Source organism: Hypericibacter terrae (assembly GCF_008728855.1).
Classification (GTDB): Bacteria; Pseudomonadota; Alphaproteobacteria; order Dongiales; family Dongiaceae; genus Hypericibacter; species Hypericibacter terrae.
The window spans coordinates 4,923,895-4,948,702 of record NZ_CP042906.1 but is presented as its reverse complement, the minus strand read 5'-3'; the positions used below and the strand labels follow the sequence as shown (position 1 = coordinate 4,948,702).

Below are 24,808 nucleotides of genomic sequence, written 5' to 3'. Positions count from 1 at the left end.
GGCATCATTCGATTTCTTCACACGCTCCTTCGCCGGCATGACGAGAAATTGCTGTTGCGGAGTGATATGAGCGCGGGGTCTCAATACCCCGTTGCCGCCAGCCAGGCATCAGCCGCCTTTCGTCCGCTCTCCTTGAGCCTCGTCAGGAACGACCAGTCGAGATCGAGCGCGCTGTTGCGCTCGAGCCCGTCGACCTCGTCCTCGGCCGCGATCCGGTGCAGCCGCAGGCGGTGCAGCTTGCGGGCTTCGCGCGAGAGCAGGAACGGCTCGCTGCGGCAGAGCGCCGTCAGGCTGGATAGCGCTTCCAGCTCGCCCTGCAGCGGGCTGTTGAAGGAGATCTGATTCACGCGCCGCGCGATCTCCTGCGAGGATTGCGGCAGGGCCTTCAGGCGTTCGGGCGTGAGTTGGACCAGCATGAGATCGTCGGCGTCGGATTCCATCGCCAGCCGGCGCAGCGGCGGGTTCGCGCTCAGGCCGCCGTCCCAATAGAGCTCGCCTTCGATCTCGATGGCGTGATGCAGCAGCGGCAGGCAGGCCGAGGCCAGCACCATCTCCAAGGTGAGCTCGGTCTCGCGAAACAGGCGCAAGCGCCCGGTCTTCACCTGCGTGGCCGCGATGAACAGGCGTCGCGACGAGGCTTTGCGCAGCCGCTCGAAATCCACGAGATCGGCGAGGATCGACCGCAGCGGATTGAGGCCCAGCGGATTATATTGGTAGGGCGAGACCAGCTGGGTGGAGAAGGCCAGCGTGGTCGCCGCCGATCCCGTCACCCCCATGCTGCGCAAGGGACCGAAGGGCGTGAGCAGGGCCGCGTCGCTGGCCCGCTTCCAGAATCGCTGCAGCTTCTCGCGGGCCTCGTCGGGGCCGACGCCGAGCCCGTCCGCCAGGATGACCGCGTTGATCGCCCCGGCGCTGGTGCCGCTCAGCGCATCGATCGTCAGCCCATGCTGCTCGATCAGCCGATCGATCACGCCCCAGCTGAAGGCGCCGAAGGAGCCGCCACCCTGAAGCGCCAGCGACAGCAATCCGGCGGGCGTCTCGCCACCCTTCCTCCGCGACCAGGGCAACCGATCCAGGGCCGGCAACCCGGCGCGCCGCGGGGCCCCGCCGTCATTGGCCGGCCGACCCTGCCGGGTCGCTGGCCGAGTCCATCCATATCGCATCGCACAATACTCCAATGCTGGATCATAGCACTGAAATATAGCGGAATTGTGCCATTTATATGGGCATTATGGTGCAGAGCAGCATCATCGGATAGAGCGTCGAAACAGGCCGATGGGCCGGCGGCCCGGGTCCTTGCGGCCTACTTCCCGTGGGCGAAATCCCAGTAGAGGCGCCGCGCGAGCTGGAAGACGGGGCCCGGCTGCAGATGGCGGCCTTCGATGTTGGTGACGGGGATGACCTTGCCGTAATTGCCGGTAGAGAACACCTCGTCCGCATCCTTCACCTCCTGATAGGTGAGGGTGCGCTCGAAGACCTCGACGCCGGCGTGGCGCAGCAGCTTGATCACGCGGGCGCGGGTAATGCCGGCGAGGAAGGTGCCGTTGGCGACCGGCGTATGGGCGGCACCGTCCTTGGCGATCCAGAGATTCGAGCTCGAGAACTCGGCGACATGGCCCATGGGATCGAGCATCACGCCCTCGTCGAAGCCCTTCGATTTCGCGTCGGCGCTGGCGCGGCCGGCCTGCGCATAGAGCGCCACGGCCTTGGCGTTGGTGGGCGCCGTCTCGGGGCTCGGCCGGCGCCATTTCGACAGGCAGGCCGAGAAGCCCTTGGGGTCGGGCAGCGCCGCCTCGACCACCGAGATCGCGATCCGCGTGGTGGCGGCGTCGGGCGCCATGAAGCCGTCTTCCGACCACATGAAGGGCCGCAGATAGAGCGGCGTGCCCTTGGGGAACTTGGCGATGCCCTCGCGCAGAATCTCCTCGATCTGGCCGGCCGGCATCGGCGAGGCCAGGCCCAGCGCCGTGGCCGAGCGGATCGCACGCTGGCAATGAAGATCGAGGTCGGGCGTCACGCCCTCGAAGGCCCGCGCGCCGTCGAAGATCGCAGAGCCCATCCAGATCGCATGCGACCAGGCGCCCATGAGGAGCGGGTTGCCCGTAACCCATTTGCCATCGATGAAATGCTGCGCATTGATGGCGGGGGCGTGCTTGTCGCTGCTCATGGTCCGGTTCTCGCGAGGTTGCTGTCGGTTTCTGTACCGGTTCCGAGCATAGCCGTTCCCCGGCGGCGCCGAAACTCGCTCGCCGCCGATGAACCTGCATGGCCTGCATGCGCGAAGCTCGCGCCAATGTCACCGCGACATTGTCCTTGGGCGGCCGGATCGAATGCCGCTGGTCAGGAATCCAGTCCGAAATGAAGAGGGCGGCATCTCGCTGGAATCGAGATGCCGCCCTTTTTCGCTATCGAAGCGTCGCGATGGTCGAGCGACGGCTTACTGGCTGACCCAGATGATCCGCGCCAGCCAGCGCAGCTCGTCGGGGGCGTAGGCGCGATCCTCGCGCGCCGAATTGAGCGAGCGCAGCTCGATGCGCTTGGCGCTGCGGCGGACCAGCTCGCGCACCAGCACGTCGCCCTTGCGGGTCTTGATCACGACGCGATCGCTCTTCCGGATCGGAACCGCCGGCGACACGATCAGGAGGTCGCCAGACCGGTAGGTCGGCTCGAGGGCGCTGCCGGAAATCTTGAGGACATAGGCGCCGGTCTCCGAGACCGTCGGCAGTTCGAACTCGTCCCAGCCGCGCCCCGTGGGGAAGCCGGTCTCGTCGAACAGGCCCGACTTGCTGGCCTCGCTATAGGTGAGCATCGGCAAGGTCCGCCGGTCGGCATTGCCGCCGGAGGGGCCGATCAGGCTCACAAAACCATTCAGGGATTCGCCGGTCGCTTCGAGGATTCGAGCGAGGCTGTCGGTATTGGGCCAGCGCAGCTTGCCTTCGGGGCTCTTGCGCTTGCTCTTGTTGAACGTGGTGGCATCAAGCCCGGCGGCGCGTGCCAGACCGGATGGGCTCATCCCATGCTTTCCGGCCAGACGGTCAATCGCTCGCCACACATCCGCGTGTCGCAACATTATCTCTCCTTCGCTGACAACAAGCGCGAATCAAATCCTTTCGAGCACGGGTCCCCACATCCGTGCTTTCCGTTCATTGCTTCGACGCATCTAATGCTGCGTCTTTAGTCCCCGCGTCACCCATGCGTCAACATCGTTCCTGCCGCACCAGTCAAATTGGCACGCCCCGTATGCGGATAATTCGTGGCTTGACCAATTCTGTAAACCTATCAGATGGTTATTAGGGTCCCCCAAGAATGACACATCGTTCATCTCCGATCATCGCCGGCTTGCGGATGCTGGCGCCGGAAGCCGCGCACCGGCTCACCGTCCGGGCGTTGGCGATGGGGCTGGGTCCGCGCGATCGCGGGCCTGAGGATCCTATTCTGGAGAGCTCCGTCTGGGGGCGTCGCTTCCCCAATCCGGTGGGGATCGCCGCCGGCTTCGACAAGAACGCGGAAGCCTACCGGGCGCTGCTCCGGCTGGGCTTCGGTTTCGCCGAGATCGGCAGCGTCACGCCGCGACCGCAGGCCGGCAATCCGAAGCCCCGCCTGTTCCGACTGACCGAAGACCGGGCGGTGATCAACCGGATGGGCTTCAACAATGACGGCATCGACGCGGTCGCGCGTCGCCTGTCAAATCGCGGGCATCTGCCGGGGCCCCTCGGCGTCAATCTCGGCAAGAACAAGGACAGCGCCGATGCCGCGGCCGACTATGTGCGGGGCGTGCAGGCGCTGGCACGCTATGCCGACTATCTCGTGATCAATGTCTCATCGCCCAACACGCCGGGACTGCGGGCGCTCCAGGGCCGCGAGCCCCTGACGGCCCTGATCGAGGCGGTGAAGGCCGCGCGCGCCGAGGCTTGCCCGACGGCGCCGCCGCCGCTCCTGGTCAAGATCGCGCCCGACCTGCAGCCCGAGGACAAGACCGACATCGCCGCCGTGGCGCTGGCGTCGGGCATCGACGGGCTCATCGTCTCCAATACGACCCTCGCGCGGCCCGCCAGCCTCCGCGGCGCCGACCGCGGCGAGGCCGGCGGGCTCTCCGGCGCACCGTTGTTCGAGCCTTCGACCCGGCTCCTGGCGGAGATGTATCGGCTGACGCAGGGCCGCCTGCCGCTGGTGGGCGTGGGCGGCATCGCCAGCGGTGCCGACGCCTATGCCAAGATCCGGGCCGGGGCCTCGCTGGTGCAGCTCTACAGCGCGCTGGTCTTCGAAGGTCCCGGGCTGGTTCAGCGGATCAAGCGGGAGCTCGCGCAAAGTCTGCGGCGCGACGGGTTTTCGAGCCTCTCCCAGGCGGTCGGTGCGGCCGCGCGCTAGACCTTCCGGCCGGCGCGGCCGCTTAAGCCCGCGTTAAGCATAAATCAAGCAGTTCGCGGCCATCTTGGCGGCTCCTTTGGGGCACCATCAGCCGAGACAAACCGTCCGCGATGTCCTTGATTCGCCACTTCTCCTTTTTCCTGCTCTATGCCGCCGCCGCGGTTGCGGCCGCCTATGCGCTGCCGCAAAGCGCGCCCGAATTGCTGCTGAGCCCCGGCTTGTTGTGGGGCGCGGTCGTGCTGCTGGTGGGGCTCATGCTGCATCAGATGCTGGCGACCCGCTCGGCGCTGCGCCTGGCCGAGGCCGACCGCGCCGAGGTGGCGCGCGCGCTGCGCGACCAGAGCCGCGAGCTGCTGCGCCTGCGCGACGAGGCCGATGCCATCCGCGAATCGATCCGCGACCGCCAGCAGGAGAATGGCGTCTCGACGGTCGTGGCCGAGGTGAAGCTGCTCCAGTCGCTGATCGAGCGGCTCTATTCCGCGCGCAGCGGGGCCGCCGGCGAGGGGCTCGCCGAGCCGCCGCCGGCCGACAATGCCGCCAGCACCAATGCCAGCGCCATGGGCGTGAGCGCGCCGGCAACGCGCATCGCCGCACCGGTACGCCGCGATTACGACGAGCGCAAGATCCTGGCCTCGGTCGAGAACGCGCTGCGCGACAACCGCGTCGAGCTGTGGGTCCAGCCGGTGGTGAGCCTGCCGCAGCGCAAGCGCCGCTTCTTCGAATGCTATACCCGCATCCCCGCGGGCGACGGCGCGATGGTGCTGCCCGAGCAATATGTCGGCGTGGCCGAGCGCAGCGGCATGATCACCGCGATCGACAACATCCTGCTGTTCCGCTGCATCCAGATCGTGCGCAAGCTCTACGACCGCAACATGAGCGCCGGCTTCTTCTGCAACATCTCGCCGCGCTCGCTGCAGGACCGAGAGTTCTTCAAGCAGTTCATCGCCCTCCTGGCCGAGCACAGCGCGATCGCCTCCTCGATCGTGTTCGAGTTCCCGCAGGCGGCGATCGAGCGCCACGACCCCGAGCTCGAGCGCGACCTCGAGAAGCTGGCGGCGCTGGGCTTCCGCTTCTCGGTCGATCAGGTCACCGATTTCGAGTTCGATGCGATCGAGCTGGCACGCCGCAACTTCCGCTACGTCAAGGTCGATGCCAACCGCCTGATCCCGCCGCCTCTGGGTGTGGCCGAGCAGGATCCGGAGATGGTCAAGCGCAAGCTCGACGTGGCCGGCCTCGATCTGATCGTCGAGAAGGTCGAGACCGACGCGATGCTGGTCGAGCTGCTCGACATCGGCATCGATTACGGCCAGGGCTATCTCTTCGGCGAGCCGCGGCTGTCGCGCCTCGATTTCTGATCCGAGGCCCCCGCAACGGCGCTTGCCTCCCGGGGCCCGCTCGGGCATCTAGAGGCCCGCCCATGACGCCCTTCTCCCTGATCCACGATCGACGCCCATGACTCATCCCGCCCTTCCACCCCTGCTGGACGGTCTCGCCGCCGTGGCCGACCGCTATGACGGCTATCTGGTCGATCTCTGGGGCGTGATGCATAACGGCGTGGCGCCCTATCCCGCGGCGGTGGCCTGCCTCGCCGAGCTGAAGCGCCGCGGCAAGCATGTGCTGCTGCTCTCCAACGCCCCGCGCCGGTCCGAGGAAGCCACGCGGCGCCTCGCCGCCATGGGCATCGAGCGCGCGCTGTTCGACGAGCTGGTCACCTCGGGCGAGGCCACCTGGCAGGAGCTGAAATCCTTCGATGCGCCCTTCTATCGGGGGCTGGGGCGGCGCTGCCTGCCGATCATGGCGCCGACCGACCGCGGCATGCTCGAAGGGCTGGATGTCACGGTGGTGAAACGGACCGACGAGGCCGATTTCATCCTGGCGCTGGGGATCGAAGGTCCCGGCGACAAGCTCGACAAGTTCGAATCCCTGCTGCGATCGGCGGTCGCGCGCGAACTGCCGATGATCTGCGCCAATCCCGATCTCGAGGTCATGCGCGGCGACGTGCGCGAGATCTGCGCAGGCGCCATCGCACTGCGCTACGAGGAGATGGGCGGGCGGGTGCGCTACCACGGCAAGCCGCATGACGGTGTCTATCGGCGCTGCTTCGCGCTGCTGGAAGGTGTCCCGCGCGCGCGCATCCTGGGCATCGGCGATTCCCTGCGCACCGACATCGCCGGCGCTGATGCCGCTGGCATCGACAGCCTCCTCATTCTCGGCGGCATCCTGGAAGAACATCTGGGCGGGCCCGATTCGGTCGCCGCGAGCGCCACCGACCCGCAGCAGATGGGGCGGCATCTCGCCACGGCGGTCGCGCATCCCGACCTGCTGATGGTCCGGTTTTGTTGGTGAATCCGCCAGCGAACGCATGGCTGATGGCCGGCGACTGCATCCCGGTTTAGGCCTTTCTTCACCGCACACTTTCTACCATCCCCGGTCCGGACCCCCGCCGAGCGGGGGCAGGGGAGTCTTGTGTCCGGGAGAGGCCGTTTCATTTGTCTGCCGTCACGTCACCGCAGGAATCCGCGTCGGGTCTCTCATCCGACGGCGTCGAGACCGGCATGGCCGACCCGCAGGGTCGTCTGCGCGGAAGGCTGACCGGCACCCCGATTCATCCCAAATCGCTGCTGGCCACCGACTATCTCAATCACTTCAACGAGCCCGCGATGCTGCTCGACATTCTGGCGGACTGCCCGGAGAGCATCGAGGACCTCGCCGCCTGGAAGCCGCTGAGCTACGCGGATCATTTCCGTGCCAGCGGCCTCTCCTATTCGGAGCTCGCGATCGAGGCCTATCGTCTGGCGCCGGCGCAGTTCCGCATCGGTTTCGAGCTGGTGGTGGCGGAGATGAACGCGCTGGTCGCGGGCGCGATCGCGCAGGCGAAGGAGGCGCTCGAGACGAGCGACCCCGCGACCTTTGCCAGGATCTCGGCCGATGCCCAGCGCCTGCAGGCGCTGGTCGCCGAAGCAGGCGGCATCGTGCAGGGCGAGCCCTCGCGCCGGGTCGATCAGAACGCCATCGACGCCCTGATGGGGCAAAAATAGCGCATTGAAATAACTGCATCTTTAGCCCGGCCGCGGGATTTCTGCGGCGGGGTTAACCGGCGATTCATGACGCTATTCCTAGGCTGGCGCCCTTGAATGGCAGTCGCGTCCATGCCCGCGAGAACGCCCGGGAATGACTCCCGGGGAAGAACTCGAGCCCGGTACCGACCATGAGTCCATCGATCCAGCCCGCGCCCCGGCGCATCTTGAGCGCGCTCAAGGTCCTGATCGTCGACGACAGCCCGCATATGCAGGCGATCCTGAAGCGCGTCCTTACCGACATGAACATCCGCGATCTGATCACGGCCAAGGACAACGAGTCCGGCCTGGCGCTGCTGCGCAAGATCCATCCCGACTTCGCCTTCGTCGATTGGACCGTGAAGCCCGAGGGCGGCAGCCATTTCGTGCGCGCGGTCAGGACGCTGGAGGATGCAGAGCTGGCGCGCACGCCGCTGATCATGATGGCGGCGCAGGCCAACGTCATGCGCGTGAAAGATGCCCGCGACGCCGGCATCAATGCCTTTCTCGCCAAGCCCGCCTCGGTGCAGGCGATCATGAGCCGCGTGCTCTGGGTCTTGAGCGATGCGCGCCCCTTCATCGAGAGCGAGCGCTATGTCGGTCCCGACCGGCGCATGCGGGCGCAGGAGCATGAGGGCGACGAGCGCCGCCAGGCGCCGCTGGTCCCGCCGCCGGCCAAGGCGCGCGCCACCCGCTACGCAACGCGCTGAGGCTCAAGTCCCGCGAAACGCCAGCAGCGCGTCGGCCAGCCGGCGATAATCCGCCATCTCGTTATAGATCTGCGCCGAGACCCGCACCCAGAGGCTGCCGCCGAACGGGATGATCGGCACCTCGATGCCATGCTCGCGCCAGAGCCGGTCGTTGAGGGCAAGTGCTGCCGGGCGGTCGAGCCCGGCGAAGCCCGCCAGCCGGATCGTCGCCATGGCGCCGCGCAAGCCGGGCGACTGGCCCTCCTCGCCGTCCAGGGCTCGCGACAGCAGGGTCGCCGCCTCGTTCACCAGCGCATGGTTGTGGGCGCGGATGGCGCTGCCGCCCATGCGCCGATAGAAGGCCAGCGCGGCGCCGGTCGCCAGCCAGCCGGAGGGATCGCGCGTCCCGACCCAGTCGAACTCGGTGACGAAGCCCTGGTCCAGCCCGTGCGAGATGGTGGTCGGGTGAAGGCCCGCCTGGCAGTCCCGCCGGGCCCAGAGAAAGGCCGTGCCCTTGGGCGCGAACAGCCATTTATGGGCGTTGCCGGTGACGTAATCGGCGCCGAGCCCCGGCAGGTCGAACTCGATCTGGCCCGGCGCATGGGCGGCATCGACCAGAATCCTGGCGCCGACGGCGCGGGCTTTCGCGGCGAGGGCGGCAACCGGCAGCACCAGCGCCGTCGGCGAGGTGATGAGATCGATCACCAGCAGCTTCGTGCGCGCATTGATAGAGCCCGCGAGGCTGTCGATGACGGTCTGCGAATCCAGGGTCGGATAGGGCAGGGGCGCCTCGATCAGCTTCGCGCCGAAGCGGTCCGCCAGATGGCGCATGGTGTTGCGCACGGCGCCATAGACATGGGTCGTGGTCAGCAGCTCGTCGCCGGCCGAGAAGCTCAGCGAGCGCAGCACCGCATTGATGCCTTGCGTGGCGTTCTCGACGAACACCAGGTCGGTCGGCTCGGCGCCCAGGAAATGCGCGAGCCCGGCGGCGTTGGCGCGCAAGGCCTCGGGCAGCGTCCGCTGCATGAACCGGGTGGGTCCCCGTTCGAGCTCCAGGCGCCAGCGCTGCTGGTCCGCCAGCACCTCATGCGGCGTGGCGCCGTAGCCGCCATGGTTGAGATAGGCGATGGCGGGATCGAGCGGCCAGAGCGGCAGCAGCGACCGGCCATAGTCGGGCCGGTTGGCCGCGGTCGTCGGGCTCGGGGTCGCGGAGGCGGAAGCCGGCTGGGCTTGCATGAGACGGGGTTCGCTGTTGAGAGAGGGGCGTCGAGCCCGCCCGCGACTATGGCGAGGCCGGTCCGGGCTGGCAATGACAGCCGGAGATCCGCGACCTTGCGCGCGAGGCCCTTCGCATGGACGCGGCGAAGCCCCCTCCGCTATACTGGGGGAATTAGGGAGCGAGGTTCCGAATTGCCTGATTTTCCAAAGAAAACCCTCTCGGATTGGGTGGCCCTGGCGGCCAAGGAACTGGGCGGAGCTGCGCCCGAAAGCCTGACCTGGAACACGCCCGAAGGCATCGCGGTCAAGCCGCTCTACAGCGCAGCCGATCTCGAAGGGCTGGCGGAGATCTCCACCCTGCCGGGCTTCCCGCCTTATCTGCGGGGGCCCCGCGCCACCATGTATGCCAACCGGCCCTGGACCGTCCGGCAATATTCCGGCTTCTCCACCGCCGAGGATTCGAACCGCTTCTATCGCGAGAATCTGGCGGCCGGACAGATGGGGCTCTCGGTCGCGTTCGATCTCGCGACCCATCGCGGCTACGATTCCGACCACCCGCGCGTGGTGGGCGATGTCGGCAAGGCCGGCGTCGCGATCGATTCGGTCGAGGACATGAAGATCCTGTTCGACGGGATTCCGCTCGACAAGATGAGCGTCTCGATGACCATGAACGGCGCGGTGCTGCCGGTGCTGGCCGGCTACATCGTCGCGGCCGAGGAGCAGGGCGTGCCGGCGGAGAAGCTCTCCGGCACGATCCAGAACGACATCCTCAAGGAGTTCATGGTCCGCAACACCTATATCTATCCGCCCGGCCCCTCGATGCGGATCGTGGCCGACATCATCGCCTATACCGCGCAGCATATGCCCAAGTTCAACTCGATCTCGATCTCGGGCTATCACATGCACGAGGCCGGGGCGACGGCGGTGCAGGAGCTGGCCTTCACGCTGGCCGACGGCGTCGATTACGTGCGCGCGGCGCTCTCGCGCGGCCTCGAGATCGACGAGTTCGCGCCGCGCCTCTCCTTCTTCTTCGCCATCGGCATGAATTTCTTCATGGAGGTGGCGAAGCTGCGCGCGGCGCGCCTGCTCTGGGCGCGGTTGATGCAGCAGTTCGAGCCGAAGAACCCGGCCTCGCTGGCGCTCAGGACCCATTGCCAGACCTCGGGCGTCAGCCTCACCGAGCAGGATCCCTACAACAACGTGATCCGGACCACGGTCGAGGCGATGGCGGCGGTGCTGGGCGGCACGCAGTCGCTCCACACCAACTCCTTCGACGAGGCGCTGGGCCTGCCGACACCTTTCTCGGCCGGGATCGCGCGCAACACCCAGTTGATCCTCCAGGAAGAGAGCGGGATCACCCATGTGGTCGATCCGCTGGGCGGCAGCTATTACCTCGAGCATCTGACCGCGAGCCTCGGCGCCGAGGCGATGAAGCTCATCGAGGAGGTCGAGCTCCTCGGCGGCATGACCAAGGCGGTCGAGACCGGCATGCCGAAGCTGCGCATCGAGGAGGCGGCCGCGCGCCGTCAGGCCCGCGTCGATCGCGGCGACGAGGTCATCGTCGGTGTCAACAAATATCGCGCCAGCGAGCCCTCGCAGGTCGATGTGCTCGATATCGACAACAGCAAGGTCCGCGAGCAGCAGATCGCGCGGCTGGAGCGGATCCGCGCCACGCGCGACAAGGCGAAAGTCGCGGCGACGCTGGCGGCCCTGACCGACGCGGCCCGCTCGGGCGAAGGCAACCTGCTGGCGCTGGCCGTCGATGCGTCCCGCGCCCGGGCCACCGTCGGCGAAATCTCGGATGCGCTGGAGAAGGTCTTCACCCGCCATCGCGCGGCCACCCGCTCCATCAGCGGCGTCTATGGCGCGGCCTATGCGGGCGACGAGCGTTTCCTCCAGATCCAGCGCGACGTGAAATCCTTCATCGATTCGACCGGCCGGCGCCCACGCCTCCTGGTCGTGAAGCTCGGCCAGGACGGGCATGACCGCGGCGCCAAGGTGATCGCGACCGCCTTCGCCGATATGGGCTTCGACGTCGATATCGGGCCCCTGTTCCAGACGCCGGAAGAGGCGGCGCGCCAGGCGATCGAGAACGACGTTCATGTCGTCGGCATCTCCTCGCAGGCCGCAGGCCACAAGACGCTGGTGCCGCAACTGATCGAGGCGCTGCGCAAGGCGGGGGCGGGCGACATCCTCGTGGTCGCGGGCGGCGTGATCCCGCCGCAGGATTACGACTTCCTCAAGAAGGCGGGCGTGGCCGCCATCTACGGACCCGGCACCAACATTCCCTTGGCGGCGGCCGAAATGATCGACATGATTCGCCGGCGCCGCAAAGCGGCTTGAGCCTTACGTCCGAGTCGGGGGGACGGAATGACGGCGAAAGGGGGACGGTGGCTGGGGGCGACGGTCGGCCTCGTGCTGACGATTGCCTGGCTGGCCTTCGTGGCAGTCTATGTCGATCGCGACATAGGCTGGGAGAATGTGCGCAGCATGCTGCCCCACGAGCTGGGGGCGGCGATCGCCGGCGTGTTCACGCCGCTCGCGTTCCTTTGGCTCGCGGTCCTCTACTGGGCGCGCGGCCGCGATCTGGCCGAAGCCGCGGCCTCGATCAATCGCCAGCTCGATCTCCTGACCTTTCCGTCCGAATCGGCGGCGGCGCGAGCCGAATCCGCGGGGGCCGCGTTGAAGCGCCAGGCCGAGGCGCTGCGCTCGGCCTCCGATCAGAGCTCCGAGCTCCTGGGCGGTTTCGCGGTGCGCTTCCAGAGCGAGGCGGCGGCGCTGGCCGAGGTGGTGCAGGAGGCGCGCGCCCAGACCGACAAACTGCGCGAAGGACTGGCGGCCGAGATCGCCTCGGCGCGCGAGGTCGCGACCAAGCTCGACACCGAGCGGCTGCATTGGAACGAGATCGTGCGCCGCCATGGCGACAGCGTGACCTCGGCCGCCGGCGCCGCCAGCGAGCAGATCGCGCGCGAGATGGAGCGGCGCACCGACGAGATCGACGCGGCGGTGACCCGCGCGCTCGAGCAGGGCACCTCGATGGCGGCCGAGATCAAGATGCAGGAAGAGCAGCTGGGCCAGGCGGTCGATTCCGCGATCGACCGCTTCGGCCAGGCGATGGCGCGGCTCGCACGCGAGCTGGCCGCTGCCGGCGACCGCACCGCGCAGCGCGGCGGCGAGCTGGTGACGACGCTGCAGCAGCAGATGGAGCAGCTGGGCCGCACCGCCGACGATGCGACCATGAATCTCAAGACCGATATCGGCGCGTCGACGGAGTATCTCACCAACAGCCTGACGCGCCTTTCCGACGATATCGAGGCGCGCCTCACCGCCGCCGACAAGCAGACCCAGCAGATCGCCGCGGCGGTCCGCGCCGCGGGGGCGGCCGGCGCCGATTTCGAGAAGGTCCTGGCGGAACGCGCTGCCGCGCTCGTCCAGACCGGCCAGACGGCGCGCGACGAAGCGGCCACGGCCGGTCAGGCCCTCGGCCGCCTGGCGGAAGAGACCGCGGTGGCGATGCGCCGCCCCCTGGACCAGGCGCTCGACCACATCCGCACCGTCGCGAGCGAAAGTGCCGTGACCCTGCAGCAGACGGGCCAGACGGCGCGCGACGAAGCGGCCTCCGCAGGCCAGGCCCTCGGCCGTCTGGCGGAAGAAGCCTCGGTGGCGATGCGCCGGCCGCTGGACCAGGCGCTCGATCACATCCGTACCGTCGCGAGCGAAAGTGCCGCGACCCTGCAGCAGACCGGCCAGGCGGCGCGCGACGAAGCGGCCACGGCTGGCCAGGCGCTGGGCCGCCTGGCGGAAGAGACTGCGGTGGCGATGCGCCGCCCGCTGGATCAGGCGCTCGATCACATCCGCAGCGTCGCGAGCGAAAGTGCGGCGACCTTGCAGCAGACCGGCCGGACGGCGCGCGACGAAGCGGCCACGGCCGGCCAGGCGCTGGGCCGCCTGGCGGAAGAGACCGCGGTGACGATGCGCCGGCCCCTGGACCAGGCGCTCGACCATATCCGCAGCGTTGCGAGCGAAAGCACGGCGACTCTCCAGCAGACCGGCCAGACGGCGCGCGACGAGGCCTCGTCCGCCGGCCAGGCTCTTGGCCGCCTCGCCGACGACACGGCCGCCGCGATGCGCCGGCCCTTCGATCAGGCGCTCGATCACCTGCGCGCCATCGCAACCGAAAGTGCCGCCAATGCGAAGGCGCTGTCGGACGATCTGACGCGCCAGGCCGAAGCGGTGCGGGCGCAATCGACCGCGGCCCAGAGCGAGGCCGCGGCGCTGGGGGCCTCGCTGGCCCGCCAGATGGAGGACGTCACGGCCGCGACCACGGCGCTGCGAAACCAGGGGGAAGCCTCGGCGACCTCCCTGCGGGCCGAGCTCGAGGCGGCGCTGGCGCAGTTCCGGCGCGCGGGAGGCGAGTTGCTGGCCGATCTCGCGGTCGGCGCCCAGGGCGAAGGCGAGGCGATGCGCCGGCGACTGGCGGCGGCGTCTGCGGATTTTGCAAACGAAGCGCAACGCCTGCTCGAATCGGTCGGCAGCGAGACCGACCGCATCGGGCTCCATTGGCGCGACAGCGCGGAGGATGCGCAGAAGCTGCGCCGGGCGCTGGCGGAGCAGGCGGCGGGGGTCGAGCAGATCTCGGCCGAGGCCGGCGAGCGGATGGAGGGCGTGCTGCGGCAGGCCGAGGCCAAGCTGCTCGATTACAAGCGCAGCGGCGAGATCATGCTGGAGAAGATCGACAGCATGATCATGGCGGGCCGCGACCAGGCCGACCGGATCGGTGCCACCGCCTCCGACGGGGCGGGCAAGATCGAGAATGCCGGGCGTCTCTTCTCGGATCAGGCCTCGCGCCTGGCGGCGGTGGCGACCGGCGCCTTCGCCGCGCAGCAGCAGGCGCGCGAGGCGATCGGCAAATTGTCGGACGCGCTGGGCGAGACCACGGGCGTCAGCGCCGAGCGCATCGGCGAGCTGCAGCGCATCGTCGGCACGCTCAAGGGCGATCTGGTCAATGCCGCCGAGGAAGCGTCGCGCAATTCGCGCTCGATCGCGGAGACCTTCCAGGGCGACACCGAGCGGCTGGTCGGCATGGCGCGGCGGGCGGCGATGCAGGTGGCCGCCGTGCGCGGCGTGGTCAAGGATCAGCTGACCGAGCTGGGGCAGCTCTCGACCCAGGTGGGGCAGCTCGTGGACATGATCCGCGACAGCCTGCGCGGCCAGTCGGAGAGTTTCGCTTCCGTCGCGGCGGGGGCCCGCGCCGATTCGGCCGCGATCAAGGGCGAGCTCGAAAGCCAGATCCAGGTGCTGACGCAGCTCGGCGACCAGGTGGCCGAGCGGCTCGACAAGATGGGCGGCTCGCTCGACGGAAGGACCGAGAAGCTGGTCGACGCCACCGACTATGTGGTGCGCCGCTCGAACGAGATCGGAGCCACCTTCGGCGAGCGCGCGCAGTTCCTGACCGAGACGGTCGATCGCATCGGCAACCAGGTGGCGGAGCTGGCGCAGCGCTTCGACCAGCAGACCCAGCAGCTGACGCGCTCGACCAGCGCCGCCGAGACCCAGGTGCAGAACCTGAAGCGCGTGCAGGAGAATGTGACACGCGACCTGTTCCTGCGCGCGGCGGCGGCGATGGTCGAGGAGCTGAACACGCTGGCGATGGACATCAGCAAGCTGCTCGAGACCGACGTGCCCGCCGATGTGTGGAAGGACTATCACAAGGGCGACCGCTCGGTCTTTGCGCGCCGCCTGTTCCGGGGCAAGGACAGCTATCTGGTGCCGGCCATCGACCAGCGCTACAAGGACGACGATCGGTTCCGGGACATGGTCGAGCGCTATATGGGGCGGTTCGAAGAGCTGCTGGCCCAGGCCCAGGAGGCCGACCCGGAAAGCGTGCTTAACGCCGCTTTCATCACGGCCGATGTAGGCAAGCTCTATCTCGTTTTGTCGCGCTCGATCGGGCGCTCGGCGCCGCACTGAGCGGCGGTCCTCGCCAAGCGGGTTCGAAAAGGACATGGCCATGGAGCCTCCCAAGCCCAAACCCCTGCAAGCCGGGCCTCAAGCCCAGCCTCCGCAGCGCCCTGCCGGCGCGCGTCCCGGTCCGCGTCCCGCGGGTCCCGGCCAGGCCGCGCCGGGCGGTCCCCGGATGCAGATTCCCGACGTCCAGGGCACGGCCTTCCTCGGCGCCGATCCGGCGCCGGTGCCGGCCGCCGAAGGCAGTGAGCCCTTGACCAGCCGAAAGCTCGACAACCGGATCATGGCGCTGGGCCTCGCGACCGAGCTGCTCCATACGCGTCCGCCCTTCAGCAACTTCAAGTTCGGCAAGCTGACCGGCGTCATCCGCGGCCAGATCAAGCGCGGCCATTACCTCTTCACCTTCCGCGGCAAGCAGCCGGTCGGCTATATCGGCTGGGCCGAATGCGACCAGAAGGTGGCCGAGGCCTGGATGGAGCGCAGCTACATCCCCACCTACCAGGAATGCAACGGCGGCGATTCCTGTGTGCTCATCACCTTCGTCTCGCCGGGCACGACCGTGACCCTGCATCTGATCCGCGAGGCGCGCCGGCTCTATCCCAACCGACCGATCTATTTCATGCGCGAATATGACCAGGGCAAGAAGCGCAAGGCCACGGTGCTCAACCGTTTCTTCGATCGGGCCGAACGGGGCGGCGGCGCTTGAGGCGGGCGCCTCCATCTCGAAGTCGCTGGTAGAGCGCATTTTTGCTGTCATGCCCGGACTTGATCCGGGCATCCAGTCTCGACGGCCCTGGATCGCCGGGTCGAGCCCGGCGATGACGGTGAGAAGAGACTGGCGGCAGGATAGTAGGTCGCGAGCCTGCCGGTTTCATGCTAGGGATGGCGTTGTTCGGCAGGCCGCCACGAGAGTCTCATCCTGAGCTTAGGCCGCTCGAAAGCCCCACGCCGCCAATGGTTCCTCCCGCCGTCCCGACCCCTGCCGCCGCTTCGTCGCCTCGCGGCCAATGGGCGGCGTTGCGATCGCTCCTGCCGCATCTCTGGCCCGCGGGCGAGACGGAGCTCAAGGCCCGCGTGGTCGTGGCCTCGACCTGCCTGATCCTCGCCAAGGTCACCAATCTCTATGTGCCGATCCTGTTCAAGCGCATGGTCGATGCGCTGGGGATCACGGGTACCGCGATCGCCCTGCCGCTGGGCCTGCTGGCGGCCTATGGCCTGGCGCGCGTCCTGGCGCAGGTCTTTGCCGAGCTGCGCGACGCCATCTTCGCCAAGGTGGCGCAGCGCGCGATCCGGCGCGTGGCGCTGCAGACCTTCCGCCATCTCCACCAGCTCTCACTGCGCTTCCATCTCGACCGCCAGACCGGCGGTCTTTCGCGCGCGATCGAGCGCGGCGCCAAGGGCATCGAATTCCTGCTGTTCTTCGTGCTGTTCAACGTGTTCCCGACCATCGTCGAGATCGGGCTCGTCTGCGTCGTGCTCTGGCACTTCTACGATGTCTGGTTCGCGCTGGTGACCGCGGTCACGATCGGCGGCTATATCTGGTACACCTTCTTCGTCACCGAATGGCGGATCAAATACCGCCGGCGCATGAACGAGAGCGACAGCGAAGCCAACACCAAGGCGATCGACAGCCTGCTCAATTACGAGACCGTCAAATATTTCGGCAACGAGGATCATGAAGCGCGCCGCTACGACGTGGCGCTGCAAGGCTACGAGAAGGCCGCGATCAAGACGCGCGTCAGCCTCTCCTATCTCAATATCGGCCAGGCCGGCATCATCGCGATCGGCGTCAGCCTGATGATGGGCATGGCGGCCAGCGGCGTCGTCGCCCACCAGATGACCGTCGGCGATTTCGTGCTGGTGAATGCCTATCTGATCCAGCTCTATCTGCCGCTCAACATCCTCGGCACCGTCTATCGCGAGCTGCGCCAGTCGCTGATCGACATGGAGCAGATGTTCAAGCTGCTCGGGCTCACGGTCGAGGTCCCCGACCGGCCAGGCGCCCCGCCGCTCCTTGTCGAACGCGGCGAACTTGTCTTTGACCATGTCGATTTCGGCTATGACCCGCGCCGCCCCATCCTGAAGGACGTGTCGTTCCGCATCGCGCCCGGCCATACCGTGGCGGTGGTGGGGCCGAGCGGTGCCGGCAAATCGACGCTCTCGCGGCTGCTGTTCCGCTTCTACGACGTCGATGCCGGGCATATCCGGATCGACGGCCAGGATATCCGCGAGGTGCAGCAGGTCTCGTTGCGCGCGGCGCTGGGCATCGTTCCGCAGGACACGGTGCTGTTCAACGACACGATCTATTACAACATCGCCTATGGCCGCCCCTCCGCCTCGCGCGAGGAAGTGGAGGCGGCGGCGCGGCTCGCACGGATCCACGATTTCGTGGTGACCCTGCCCGACGGTTACCAGACCAAGGTCGGCGAACGCGGCCTGAAGCTTTCCGGCGGCGAGAAGCAGCGCGTGGCGATCGCGCGCACGATCCTCAAAGGCCCCGCGATCCTCTTGTTCGACGAGGCGACCTCGGCGCTCGACACCGGCACCGAGAAGGAGATCCAGAAGAGCCTGGCCGAAGTTTCCGCCAACCGCACCACGCTCGTGATCGCGCATCGCCTCTCGACCGTGGTCCATGCCGACGAGATCCTGGTGCTGCAGGAAGGCCGCATCGTCGAGCGCGGCCGGCACGAGGCCCTGCTGGCGCAGGGCGGCATCTACGCCACCATGTGGGCGCGCCAGCAGGCCCAGGCGCGCAAGCCTGCCCCTGCCGGTGAGCCCGAGGCCGCGCCAGTGGCGCCCGCCCGGCAACCGGAGGCCGCCCTTCCGACACGGGGCCATCATGGGCGGTGATTCGGACCGCTCGCTGATGGAACTCGCCGCCGGCGTCGAGGCGCGCGACCGCCGCGCGCTCGCCCGCGCCATCACGCTGGTGGAATCCAATCGTGCGGCGGACCGCTCGGCCGCCGACCGGCTGATCGAGAAGCTGCTGCCGGCGACCGGCCATGCCCTGCGGCTCGGCATCTCGGGGCCGCCCGGCGTCGGCAAATCCACCTTCATCGAAGCCTTCGGCCTGCATCTGGTCCAGGCCGGCCATTGCCTCGCGGTGCTGGCGATCGATCCTTCCTCGCGCGTCAGCGGCGGCTCGATCCTGGGCGATAAGACCCGCATGGCGGAGCTGGCGCGCCATGCCTCCGCCTTCATCCGGCCCTCGCCCGCGGGCGAGACGCTGGGCGGCGTGGCGCGGCGCACGCGCGAGGCGATGCTGGTCTGCGAAGCGGCCGGCTTCGACATCGTCATGATCGAGACGGTGGGCGTCGGCCAGTCCGAGACCGCGGTCGCCGACATGGTCGATCTCTTCCTGCTGCTGGTGCAGCCGGGCGGCGGCGACGATCTGCAGGGCATCAAGCGCGGCATCGTCGAGCTGGCCGATCTGGTGATCGTGACGAAATCGGACGGGCCTCTCGAGCCGATCGCCGGCCGGACCGCGGCCGATTATCAGGCCGCCCTGCGATTGCTGCGGCCGGCGGCCGAGGGTGCCGTCGCCGTGCGCGAGGTTTCCGCCGTCAGCGGCAAGGGCATCGACACGCTGTGGCAGGCGGTCGAGGCGGCGGCGAAGGCGGCGGAAGCCAGCGGAACGCGGGCCGCGCGCCGCGCGGCCCAGGCCAAGACCTGGCTCTGGAGCGAGCTCTCCGAGAGTCTGCTGGCCGCGCTCAAGGCCCATCCCGAGGTGGCGGGCCGGCTGCCCGAGCTCGAGACCCAGGTCGCCTGCGGCCGCGTCAGTCCGCCGGCGGCGGCGCAGGCGCTGCTGGCGGCCTTTCGCAAGGGTTAGATCCCGGTCCGACGCCGCCACCTGGCCGGACGGCGCCCCTGGCCGCCCGAGGGGCCCTGGATCCCCCGCGACGACCTGCCCCGACGCCAGGGTTGACGGCGGGGGTGGGGCTGCCGTAAAACTCGCGCCTCGCCGCCGGACTCAAGACCTGGGTCGAGGCGGTAAATTATTGGTAAATAAGGACTTAGCCATGGCGCGCCGCTGCCCCCTGACCGGTAAAGGCATCCAGTCGGGCCACAATGTGAGCCACGCGAACAACAAGACCAAGCGTCGGTTCATGCCGAACCTGCAGCAGGCCTCGCTCACGAGCGATGCGCTGGGTGGCGTGGTCCATATCCGCCTCAGCGTCAATGCGCTCCGCACGGTCGAGCATAATGGCGGCATCGACGCCTATCTGCTCGGTATCAGCAATATGCGCCTGTCGGACGATGCGCGCCGGCTGAAGAAGCGGATCGAGAAGGCCCTCGCCAAGCAGCAGGCCGCCGCTTAAGCTTCTCACGAGTTTCGGCCCGAACGGGTCGTCGACCTCCCTCTCTGAAGACAGCGAAAATGCCGCCCGGGTCCAACCGGGCGGCATTCGCTTTTGGGACCTCCGGATGTCGCCCTGCGCTCGGGCACGCGCTTCGGCAACTCGCTGCCTAATCTCTGAGCGCCCGTAAACCCTTTCATCGCGAAAACTGAAGTTAAACCAGCTATTTAGCGTGCAGTTGATTTAATTAACACTTGTAAAATGTGTTATATAAACAATCACGATAGGAGACGGTAATTCATTTGACCTTGGCCCTGTCGATCGCAGCTAATGAGCATGGGTCCCTGGGGCCTCGGGAGTTGAATGCCGATGGATGTGATGTTTGCCGATTGCGCCGGTCGCAGTTTCGTCGAGCCGGCGATCGCCACGCCGCCGAAGGCCGATGCGGTGATGGAAAGCCTGGCGGGGCTCGAGGGCGTCGCCGAAACGGCCAAGCCCAAGCGGTCGCCGCTCGCGGCCTATGCGGCCGATCTCGATCTCCGGTTTCGCGGCATGACGGCGCAGAAGATTCTCGCGACCGCGATCCGCGATCTCTTTCCGGGCCGCGTCGCGGTGGTGTCCTCCTTCGGTGCCGAGGCCGCGATCGTGCTGCAGCTCGTGGCCGAGATCGACGCTTCCGTGCCGGTGATCTTCCTCGAGACCGGCAAGCATTTCGATGCGACCCTCATGTATCGCGACATCCTCAAGCAGCGCTTCGGCCTCACCGATCTGCGCTCGATCGAGCCCGATCCGGCCGAGCTCGCGGCCGAGGATCCCCATGGCGATCTCTGGTCGCGCGATCCCAACCGCTGCTGCGCGCTGCGCAAGGTGCGTCCGCTCGATCGCGCGCTCAAGGGCTTCGATGCCTGGATCACGGGCCGCAAGCGCTATCACGGCGGCGAGCGCAGCGCGCTCCCCTTCGCCGAAGCCGCGGCCGGGCAGATCAAGCTCAACCCGCTCGCCGGCTGGAATTCGGCGGATGTGCAGGCGGCCTTCAAGCGCTATCGCCTGCCGCAGCACCCGCTGTTCGACGAAGGCTACGCCTCGATCGGCTGCGCGCCCTGCACGCGGCCCGTCCATGATGGCGAGAACGCGCGCGACGGCCGCTGGGCCGGCACCGACAAGCGCGAATGCGGCATCCACCTGGACTATTCGATCTGAGCTCGTGGCCATTGCTTCCTCTCCCCCACTCCGTGGGGGAGAGGAAAGAAGACTACGGCCCCGCCCAGTGGAACTGCATCAGCAGCGTGCGCTGGAGCGGGTTCTGGTTGTCGTCCGAGAGGATGAAGAGATAGAGCCCGCCCTCGACGTCCGGTTCGACGGCGAGACATTCGAAATTGTCGACCGTCATCGGCAGGCGCCATTCCGCCAGCAGCGCCGGCTGCAATCGGGCGCCCGGCAGCAATGAGGCGGCCGCGATGAAGGAGATCCGTACCGCGGGTCCCTTGGCCTTGGTGAAGTAGCGCTCGAGCAGCAGCAGATCGCCCGACGGCACCCGCGCCAGCGCGGTGGGCCGGAAGCCCTGGCTGTGCCGAATCGTGACCAGGTCCCAGGCGCCGGGCTTTCCCAGCCAGCCGATTCCGTCGCCGGGCGCATTCTCCTGGCCCTCCGCCAGCATCAGGATCCGCCCGTCGGCAAGCTCGGCCAGCGCCTCGATGCCGTTGTTCTCGGGCAGGTTGGCCAGCGTCGCCGGCCCGTCGATCGGCGAGGCGGGGCCTTCGGGCAGCGCCGTATCCTGATCGCTCCCGGCGTAGCTCCAGAGCCGGTGATGGCGCTCGAACCCCACCACCCAGCGCCCGTCGGCCAACCGCGTCATCGATTCGGCGTCGGATTCGAATTTCCTCGTGAGGGCGGTGCCGTCGAGATCGCGCAAGGGTGCCGCCTCGGCGCCCGGCACGCCGGTGAGCCTTCCTTGCGCGTCGCGCGTGAGGCGCAGGCGCCACCACCAGCCGATATCGCTGACGCTCAGAAGCGCGCTGCCGTCGCGCGCCAGCATCATGTCGGAGAGCCCGCCCCACGGCGCCAGGGGCCGGGTCGCCAGCAGGGTCGGCGCCGGCATCAGCGCGAAGCCCGCGACATAATCGAGCGCGCCGACTTTGTTTACATCGGGATGCACGGGATCGAGAGGCACGGCCTGCGCCTCGAGCGGCATCTCGTCGGCCGCGGCCGGAACCATCGCCGCGGCGAGAAGCCCGGCGGCAAGAAAAATGTAATGGAAAGAGGAGAGAAGAACGCTCCGCCGGAGCGAAGCGGGGTCTCGCCTCAATGGAGGACCTTGCGGCGGACGCGGCCGCGCTGGGTCTTCGGCTCGGCTTGCGATTCGTCGAACAGCTCGGCCAGCTTCTCCATCATGGTGCCGCCCAGCTGCTCGGCATCGACGATCGTGACCGCGCGCCGGTAATAGCGCGTGACGTCATGGCCGATGCCGATCGCGACCAGCTCGACCGGCGAGCGCGTCTCGATCCAGTCGATCACCTCGCGCAGATGGCGCTCGAGATAATTGCCCGGATTGACCGAGAGGGTGGAATCGTCCACCGGCGCGCCGTCGGAGATGACCATCAGGATGCGGCGCTGTTCGGGACGTCCCAACAACCGTTCGTGAGCCCAGAGCAGCGCCTCGCCGTCGATGTTCTCCTTGAGGATGCCTTCGCGCAGCATCAGGCCCAGGCTCTTGCGCGCGCGCCGCCAGGGCGCGTCGGCGTTCTTGTAGACGATATGGCGCAGGTCGTTGAGCCGGCCCGGATTGGCGGGCTTGCCGCCGGCGAGCCAGCGCTCGCGCGATTGTCCGCCCTTCCACATGCGCGTGGTGAAACCCAGCACCTCGACCTTGACGCCGCAGCGCTCGAGCGTGCGCGCCAGGATGTCGGCGCTCATGGCCGCGACCGTGATCGGCCGGCCGCGCATCGAGCCCGAATTGTCGATCAGCAGGCTCACCACCGTGTCGCGGAACTCCATGTCCTTCTCGCGCTTGAAGGAGAGCGGCAGGACGGGGTCGACCACGACGCGGCTGAGGCGCGCGCTGTCGAGCAGGCCCTCCTCGATGTCGAACTCCCAGGAGCGCGACTGCTGCGCCATCAGGCGGCGCTGCAGCCGGTTGGCGAGCTTGCCGACGACCGCCTGGAGATGCTGGAGCTGCTGATCCAGAAGCTGGCGCAGGCGCCCGAGCTCGTCGGGATCGCAGAGGTCGGCCGCCTCGACGATCTCGTCGTAATCGGTGCAGTAGGATTTGTAGGTCGGCTCGTTGCTGCGGTTCGAGAGATCGGATTGCGGCGGCCGGCCGGGACGGCCCGGCGACTCTTCCTCGGCGTCCGCCATCTCGTCGGACGCGGTCTCGGTCTCTTGCGCATCGGCATCGTCCTGGCCGCGATCGCCGGCCTCGGTCTCCATGGCGGCCGCTTCGGATTTCTGCTGCTCGCCGCCCTCGCCCTTGTTCTGGTCGGTATCGTCGTTCTGCTCGTCCTGCTCGCTCTCGTCGGAATCCTCCGGCTGCGCGTCCTCGGGCCCCATATCGACGTCCAGATCGGACAGCAGCTGGCGCGTCGCCTTCGCATAGGCGCGCTGGTCGTCGGCGCTCTCCGCCATCCGGGCGAGGTCGCCCAGCACCTTGTCGGCGAGGACGGGCTTCCACAGATCGACGATGCGCTTGGCGGCCTTGGGCACCGGCTGGCCGGTCATCGCCTCGCGGGCGAGGAGCCGCAGGACCTCGGAGAGCGGCGCCTGCTCGCGCTCGGTCACGCGCGCATAGCCGCGCTGCCGGCAATGCTCCTCGAGCGCCGCCGCCAGGTTCTCGCTGACGCCGGTCATGTAGCGCGAGCCAACCGCCTCCACCCGCGCTTGCTCCACCGCGTCGAAGATCTGGCGTCCCATCTCGGTGCGGGGCGCCTCGCGGCGATGGGTCTCGGCGTTGTGCAGGCGCAGCTTCAGGGCGATCGCGTCGGCCTCCCCGCGCACCTGCGCCACCTCGGCCTTGGGCAGGTCCCGGGCGGGCAAGGGCAGGCGCGCCTCGTTGCCGGCCAGCCCATGCTGGCCGGGCGCGAAGGTCACGTTGAGCTCGGTCTTGCGCGCGATCGCGCGCATCGCCGCCGCGGTGACGCGTCGGAAGCTTTCGACGGCGCTCTCGTTCTGGGCCATGGCCGCCCGGATCGCCGCTTAGACGAGCTGGGTCTTGCCGGCCTGCTTCAGCTCGGTGCCGAAGCAGCGCTGGTAATACTCGGCCACCGTCGTGCGCTCGATCTCGTCGCACTTGTTGAGGAAGGTCACTTTGAAGGCGAACGCGACGTCGTTGAAGATCTTCGCGTTCTCCGCCCAGGTGATCACGGTGCGCGGCGACATGACGGTCGAGATGTCGCCGGCGATGAAGCCCGAGCGCGTCAGATCCGCCAGCGCCACCATCGCCGAGACCGCCTTGCGGCCTTCGTCGGTGTCGTAGGTCGGCGCCTTGGCGAGGACGATATTCACCTCGTCGTCATGCGGCAGATAGTTGAGCACGGTCACGATGTTCCAGCGGTCCATCTGACCCTGGTTGATCTGCTGCGTGCCGTGATAGAGGCCCGAGGTGTCGCCGAGGCCGATCGTGTTGGCAGTGGCGAACAGGCGGAAGGCCGGATGCGGCCGCAGCACCTTGTTCTGGTCGAGCAGCGTCAACTTGCCTTCGACCTCGAGCACACGCTGGATCACGAACATCACGTCGGGCCTGCCGGCGTCGTACTCGTCGAACACCAGCGCCGTCGGATGCTGCAGCGCCCAGGGCAGGAGGCCTTCGCGATACTCGGTCACCTGCTTGCCTTCGCGCAGGACGATCGCGTCCTTGCCGATCAGGTCGATGCGGCTGATATGGCTGTCGAGGTTGACGCGGATGCAGGGCCAATTGAGCCGTGCCGCGACCTGCTCGATATGGGTCGATTTGCCGGTGCCGTGATAGCCCTGGATCAGGACGCGGCGGTTATAGGCAAACCCGGCCAGGATCGCGAGCGTCGTGTCGTGATCGAAGCGATAGGCTTCGTCGACGTCCGGCACATGCTCGGAAGGCTGGCTGAAGGCCGGCACTTGCATGTCGCTGTCCAGGCCGAAGGTCTGCTGGACAGAGATCGTGATGTCGGGCAATTGCAGCTGCCCGTTGGTCGTCGTGCTTTCGGTTGCCATTCGTCTCTTTCCGCGTACCGATGGCGGGCGGACC

The 24,808-nt window shown here is 67.9% G+C and carries 19 protein-coding genes; 12 read left to right on the top strand and 7 right to left on the bottom strand.

The features are described 5' to 3' along the window. Positions 1–80 precede the first annotated feature (80 nt). The 3 genes from FRZ44_RS22580 to FRZ44_RS22570 form a co-directional block, all read right to left on the bottom strand. Positions 81–1,085 carry a patatin-like phospholipase family protein gene (locus FRZ44_RS22580; RefSeq protein WP_225308402.1) on the bottom strand — a complete coding sequence of 335 codons (1,005 nt, stop codon included), beginning with the start codon at positions 1,083–1,085 and terminating at the stop codon, positions 81–83. Between the two features lie 218 nt (positions 1,086–1,303). Continuing rightward, positions 1,304–2,167, bottom strand: a complete 864-nt coding sequence (locus FRZ44_RS22575; protein WP_225308401.1) for a branched-chain amino acid aminotransferase — start codon at positions 2,165–2,167, stop codon at positions 1,304–1,306. A gap of 270 nt (positions 2,168–2,437) precedes the next feature. Next, the gene (locus FRZ44_RS22570) at positions 2,438–3,013 is read right to left on the bottom strand and encodes a S24 family peptidase (protein WP_225308400.1); all 576 of its coding nucleotides are present in this window, start codon (positions 3,011–3,013) and stop codon (positions 2,438–2,440) included. 293 nt (positions 3,014–3,306) lie between these two features. On the opposite strand from FRZ44_RS22570, the gene FRZ44_RS22565 reads away from it, so the two are divergent. The 5 genes from FRZ44_RS22565 to FRZ44_RS22545 all read left to right on the top strand — a co-directional run bounded on the left by FRZ44_RS22565 (position 3,307) and on the right by FRZ44_RS22545 (position 8,134). Beyond that, positions 3,307–4,368, top strand: a complete 1,062-nt coding sequence (locus FRZ44_RS22565) for a quinone-dependent dihydroorotate dehydrogenase (protein WP_151179297.1) — start codon at positions 3,307–3,309, stop codon at positions 4,366–4,368. Positions 4,369–4,478: 110 nt separating this feature from the next. Beyond that, positions 4,479–5,723, top strand: a complete 1,245-nt coding sequence (locus FRZ44_RS22560) for an EAL domain-containing protein (protein WP_151179296.1) — start codon at positions 4,479–4,481, stop codon at positions 5,721–5,723. Positions 5,724–5,820: 97 nt separating this feature from the next. Then, positions 5,821–6,714, top strand: a complete 894-nt coding sequence (locus FRZ44_RS22555; protein WP_151179295.1) for a TIGR01459 family HAD-type hydrolase — start codon at positions 5,821–5,823, stop codon at positions 6,712–6,714. A gap of 143 nt (positions 6,715–6,857) precedes the next feature. Then, complete coding sequence (locus FRZ44_RS22550) at positions 6,858–7,406, top strand: hypothetical protein (RefSeq protein WP_151179294.1); 549 nt, start codon at positions 6,858–6,860, stop codon at positions 7,404–7,406. Between the two features lie 170 nt (positions 7,407–7,576). Next, on the top strand, positions 7,577–8,134 hold the full coding sequence (locus FRZ44_RS22545) for a response regulator (protein WP_151179293.1): 558 nt from the start codon (positions 7,577–7,579) through the stop codon (positions 8,132–8,134). A 3-nt stretch (positions 8,135–8,137) separates the two neighbouring features. Here FRZ44_RS22545 and FRZ44_RS22540 read toward each other — a convergent pair whose 3' ends face one another. Further along, entirely contained in the window at positions 8,138–9,349 is a 1,212-nt protein-coding gene (locus FRZ44_RS22540) for an aminotransferase class V-fold PLP-dependent enzyme (protein WP_151179292.1), read from the bottom strand. Between the two features lie 174 nt (positions 9,350–9,523). On the opposite strand from FRZ44_RS22540, the gene scpA reads away from it, so the two are divergent. The 7 genes from scpA (at position 9,524) to FRZ44_RS22505 (ending at position 20,793) form a co-directional block, all read left to right on the top strand. Beyond that, a complete protein-coding gene (gene scpA, locus FRZ44_RS22535; protein WP_151179291.1) occupies positions 9,524–11,674 on the top strand; it encodes a methylmalonyl-CoA mutase in 2,151 nt (716 codons plus the stop codon). 27 nt (positions 11,675–11,701) lie between these two features. Next, a complete protein-coding gene (locus FRZ44_RS22530) occupies positions 11,702–15,301 on the top strand; it encodes a coiled-coil domain-containing protein (protein WP_151179290.1) in 3,600 nt (1,199 codons plus the stop codon). A gap of 166 nt (positions 15,302–15,467) precedes the next feature. Then, positions 15,468–16,001, top strand: coding sequence for a toxin-activating lysine-acyltransferase (locus FRZ44_RS22525; protein WP_151179289.1), 534 nt, complete (start codon positions 15,468–15,470; stop codon positions 15,999–16,001). Between the two features lie 248 nt (positions 16,002–16,249). Beyond that, the gene (locus tag FRZ44_RS22520; RefSeq protein ID WP_151179288.1) at positions 16,250–18,145 is read left to right on the top strand and encodes an ABCB family ABC transporter ATP-binding protein/permease; all 1,896 of its coding nucleotides are present in this window, start codon (positions 16,250–16,252) and stop codon (positions 18,143–18,145) included. After that, a complete protein-coding gene (gene meaB, locus FRZ44_RS22515; protein ID WP_151179287.1) occupies positions 18,135–19,124 on the top strand; it encodes a methylmalonyl Co-A mutase-associated GTPase MeaB in 990 nt (329 codons plus the stop codon). Before FRZ44_RS22520 ends, meaB begins: the two co-directional genes overlap by 11 nt. A gap of 190 nt (positions 19,125–19,314) precedes the next feature. Further along, on the top strand, positions 19,315–19,614 hold the full coding sequence (rpmB, locus tag FRZ44_RS22510) for a 50S ribosomal protein L28 (protein ID WP_151179286.1): 300 nt from the start codon (positions 19,315–19,317) through the stop codon (positions 19,612–19,614). 348 nt (positions 19,615–19,962) lie between these two features. Next, complete coding sequence (locus FRZ44_RS22505) at positions 19,963–20,793, top strand: phosphoadenylyl-sulfate reductase (protein ID WP_225308399.1); 831 nt, start codon at positions 19,963–19,965, stop codon at positions 20,791–20,793. 52 nt (positions 20,794–20,845) lie between these two features. Here FRZ44_RS22505 and FRZ44_RS22500 read toward each other — a convergent pair whose 3' ends face one another. From FRZ44_RS22500 to cobS, 3 genes are all read right to left on the bottom strand, one after another. Beyond that, a complete protein-coding gene (locus FRZ44_RS22500; protein WP_151179285.1) occupies positions 20,846–21,808 on the bottom strand; it encodes an esterase-like activity of phytase family protein in 963 nt (320 codons plus the stop codon). A gap of 86 nt (positions 21,809–21,894) precedes the next feature. Then, entirely contained in the window at positions 21,895–23,763 is a 1,869-nt protein-coding gene (gene cobT, locus FRZ44_RS22495) for a cobaltochelatase subunit CobT (protein WP_151179284.1), read from the bottom strand. Positions 23,764–23,781: 18 nt separating this feature from the next. Beyond that, entirely contained in the window at positions 23,782–24,774 is a 993-nt protein-coding gene (gene cobS / locus FRZ44_RS22490) for a cobaltochelatase subunit CobS (RefSeq protein WP_151179283.1), read from the bottom strand. Positions 24,775–24,808 lie beyond the last annotated feature (34 nt).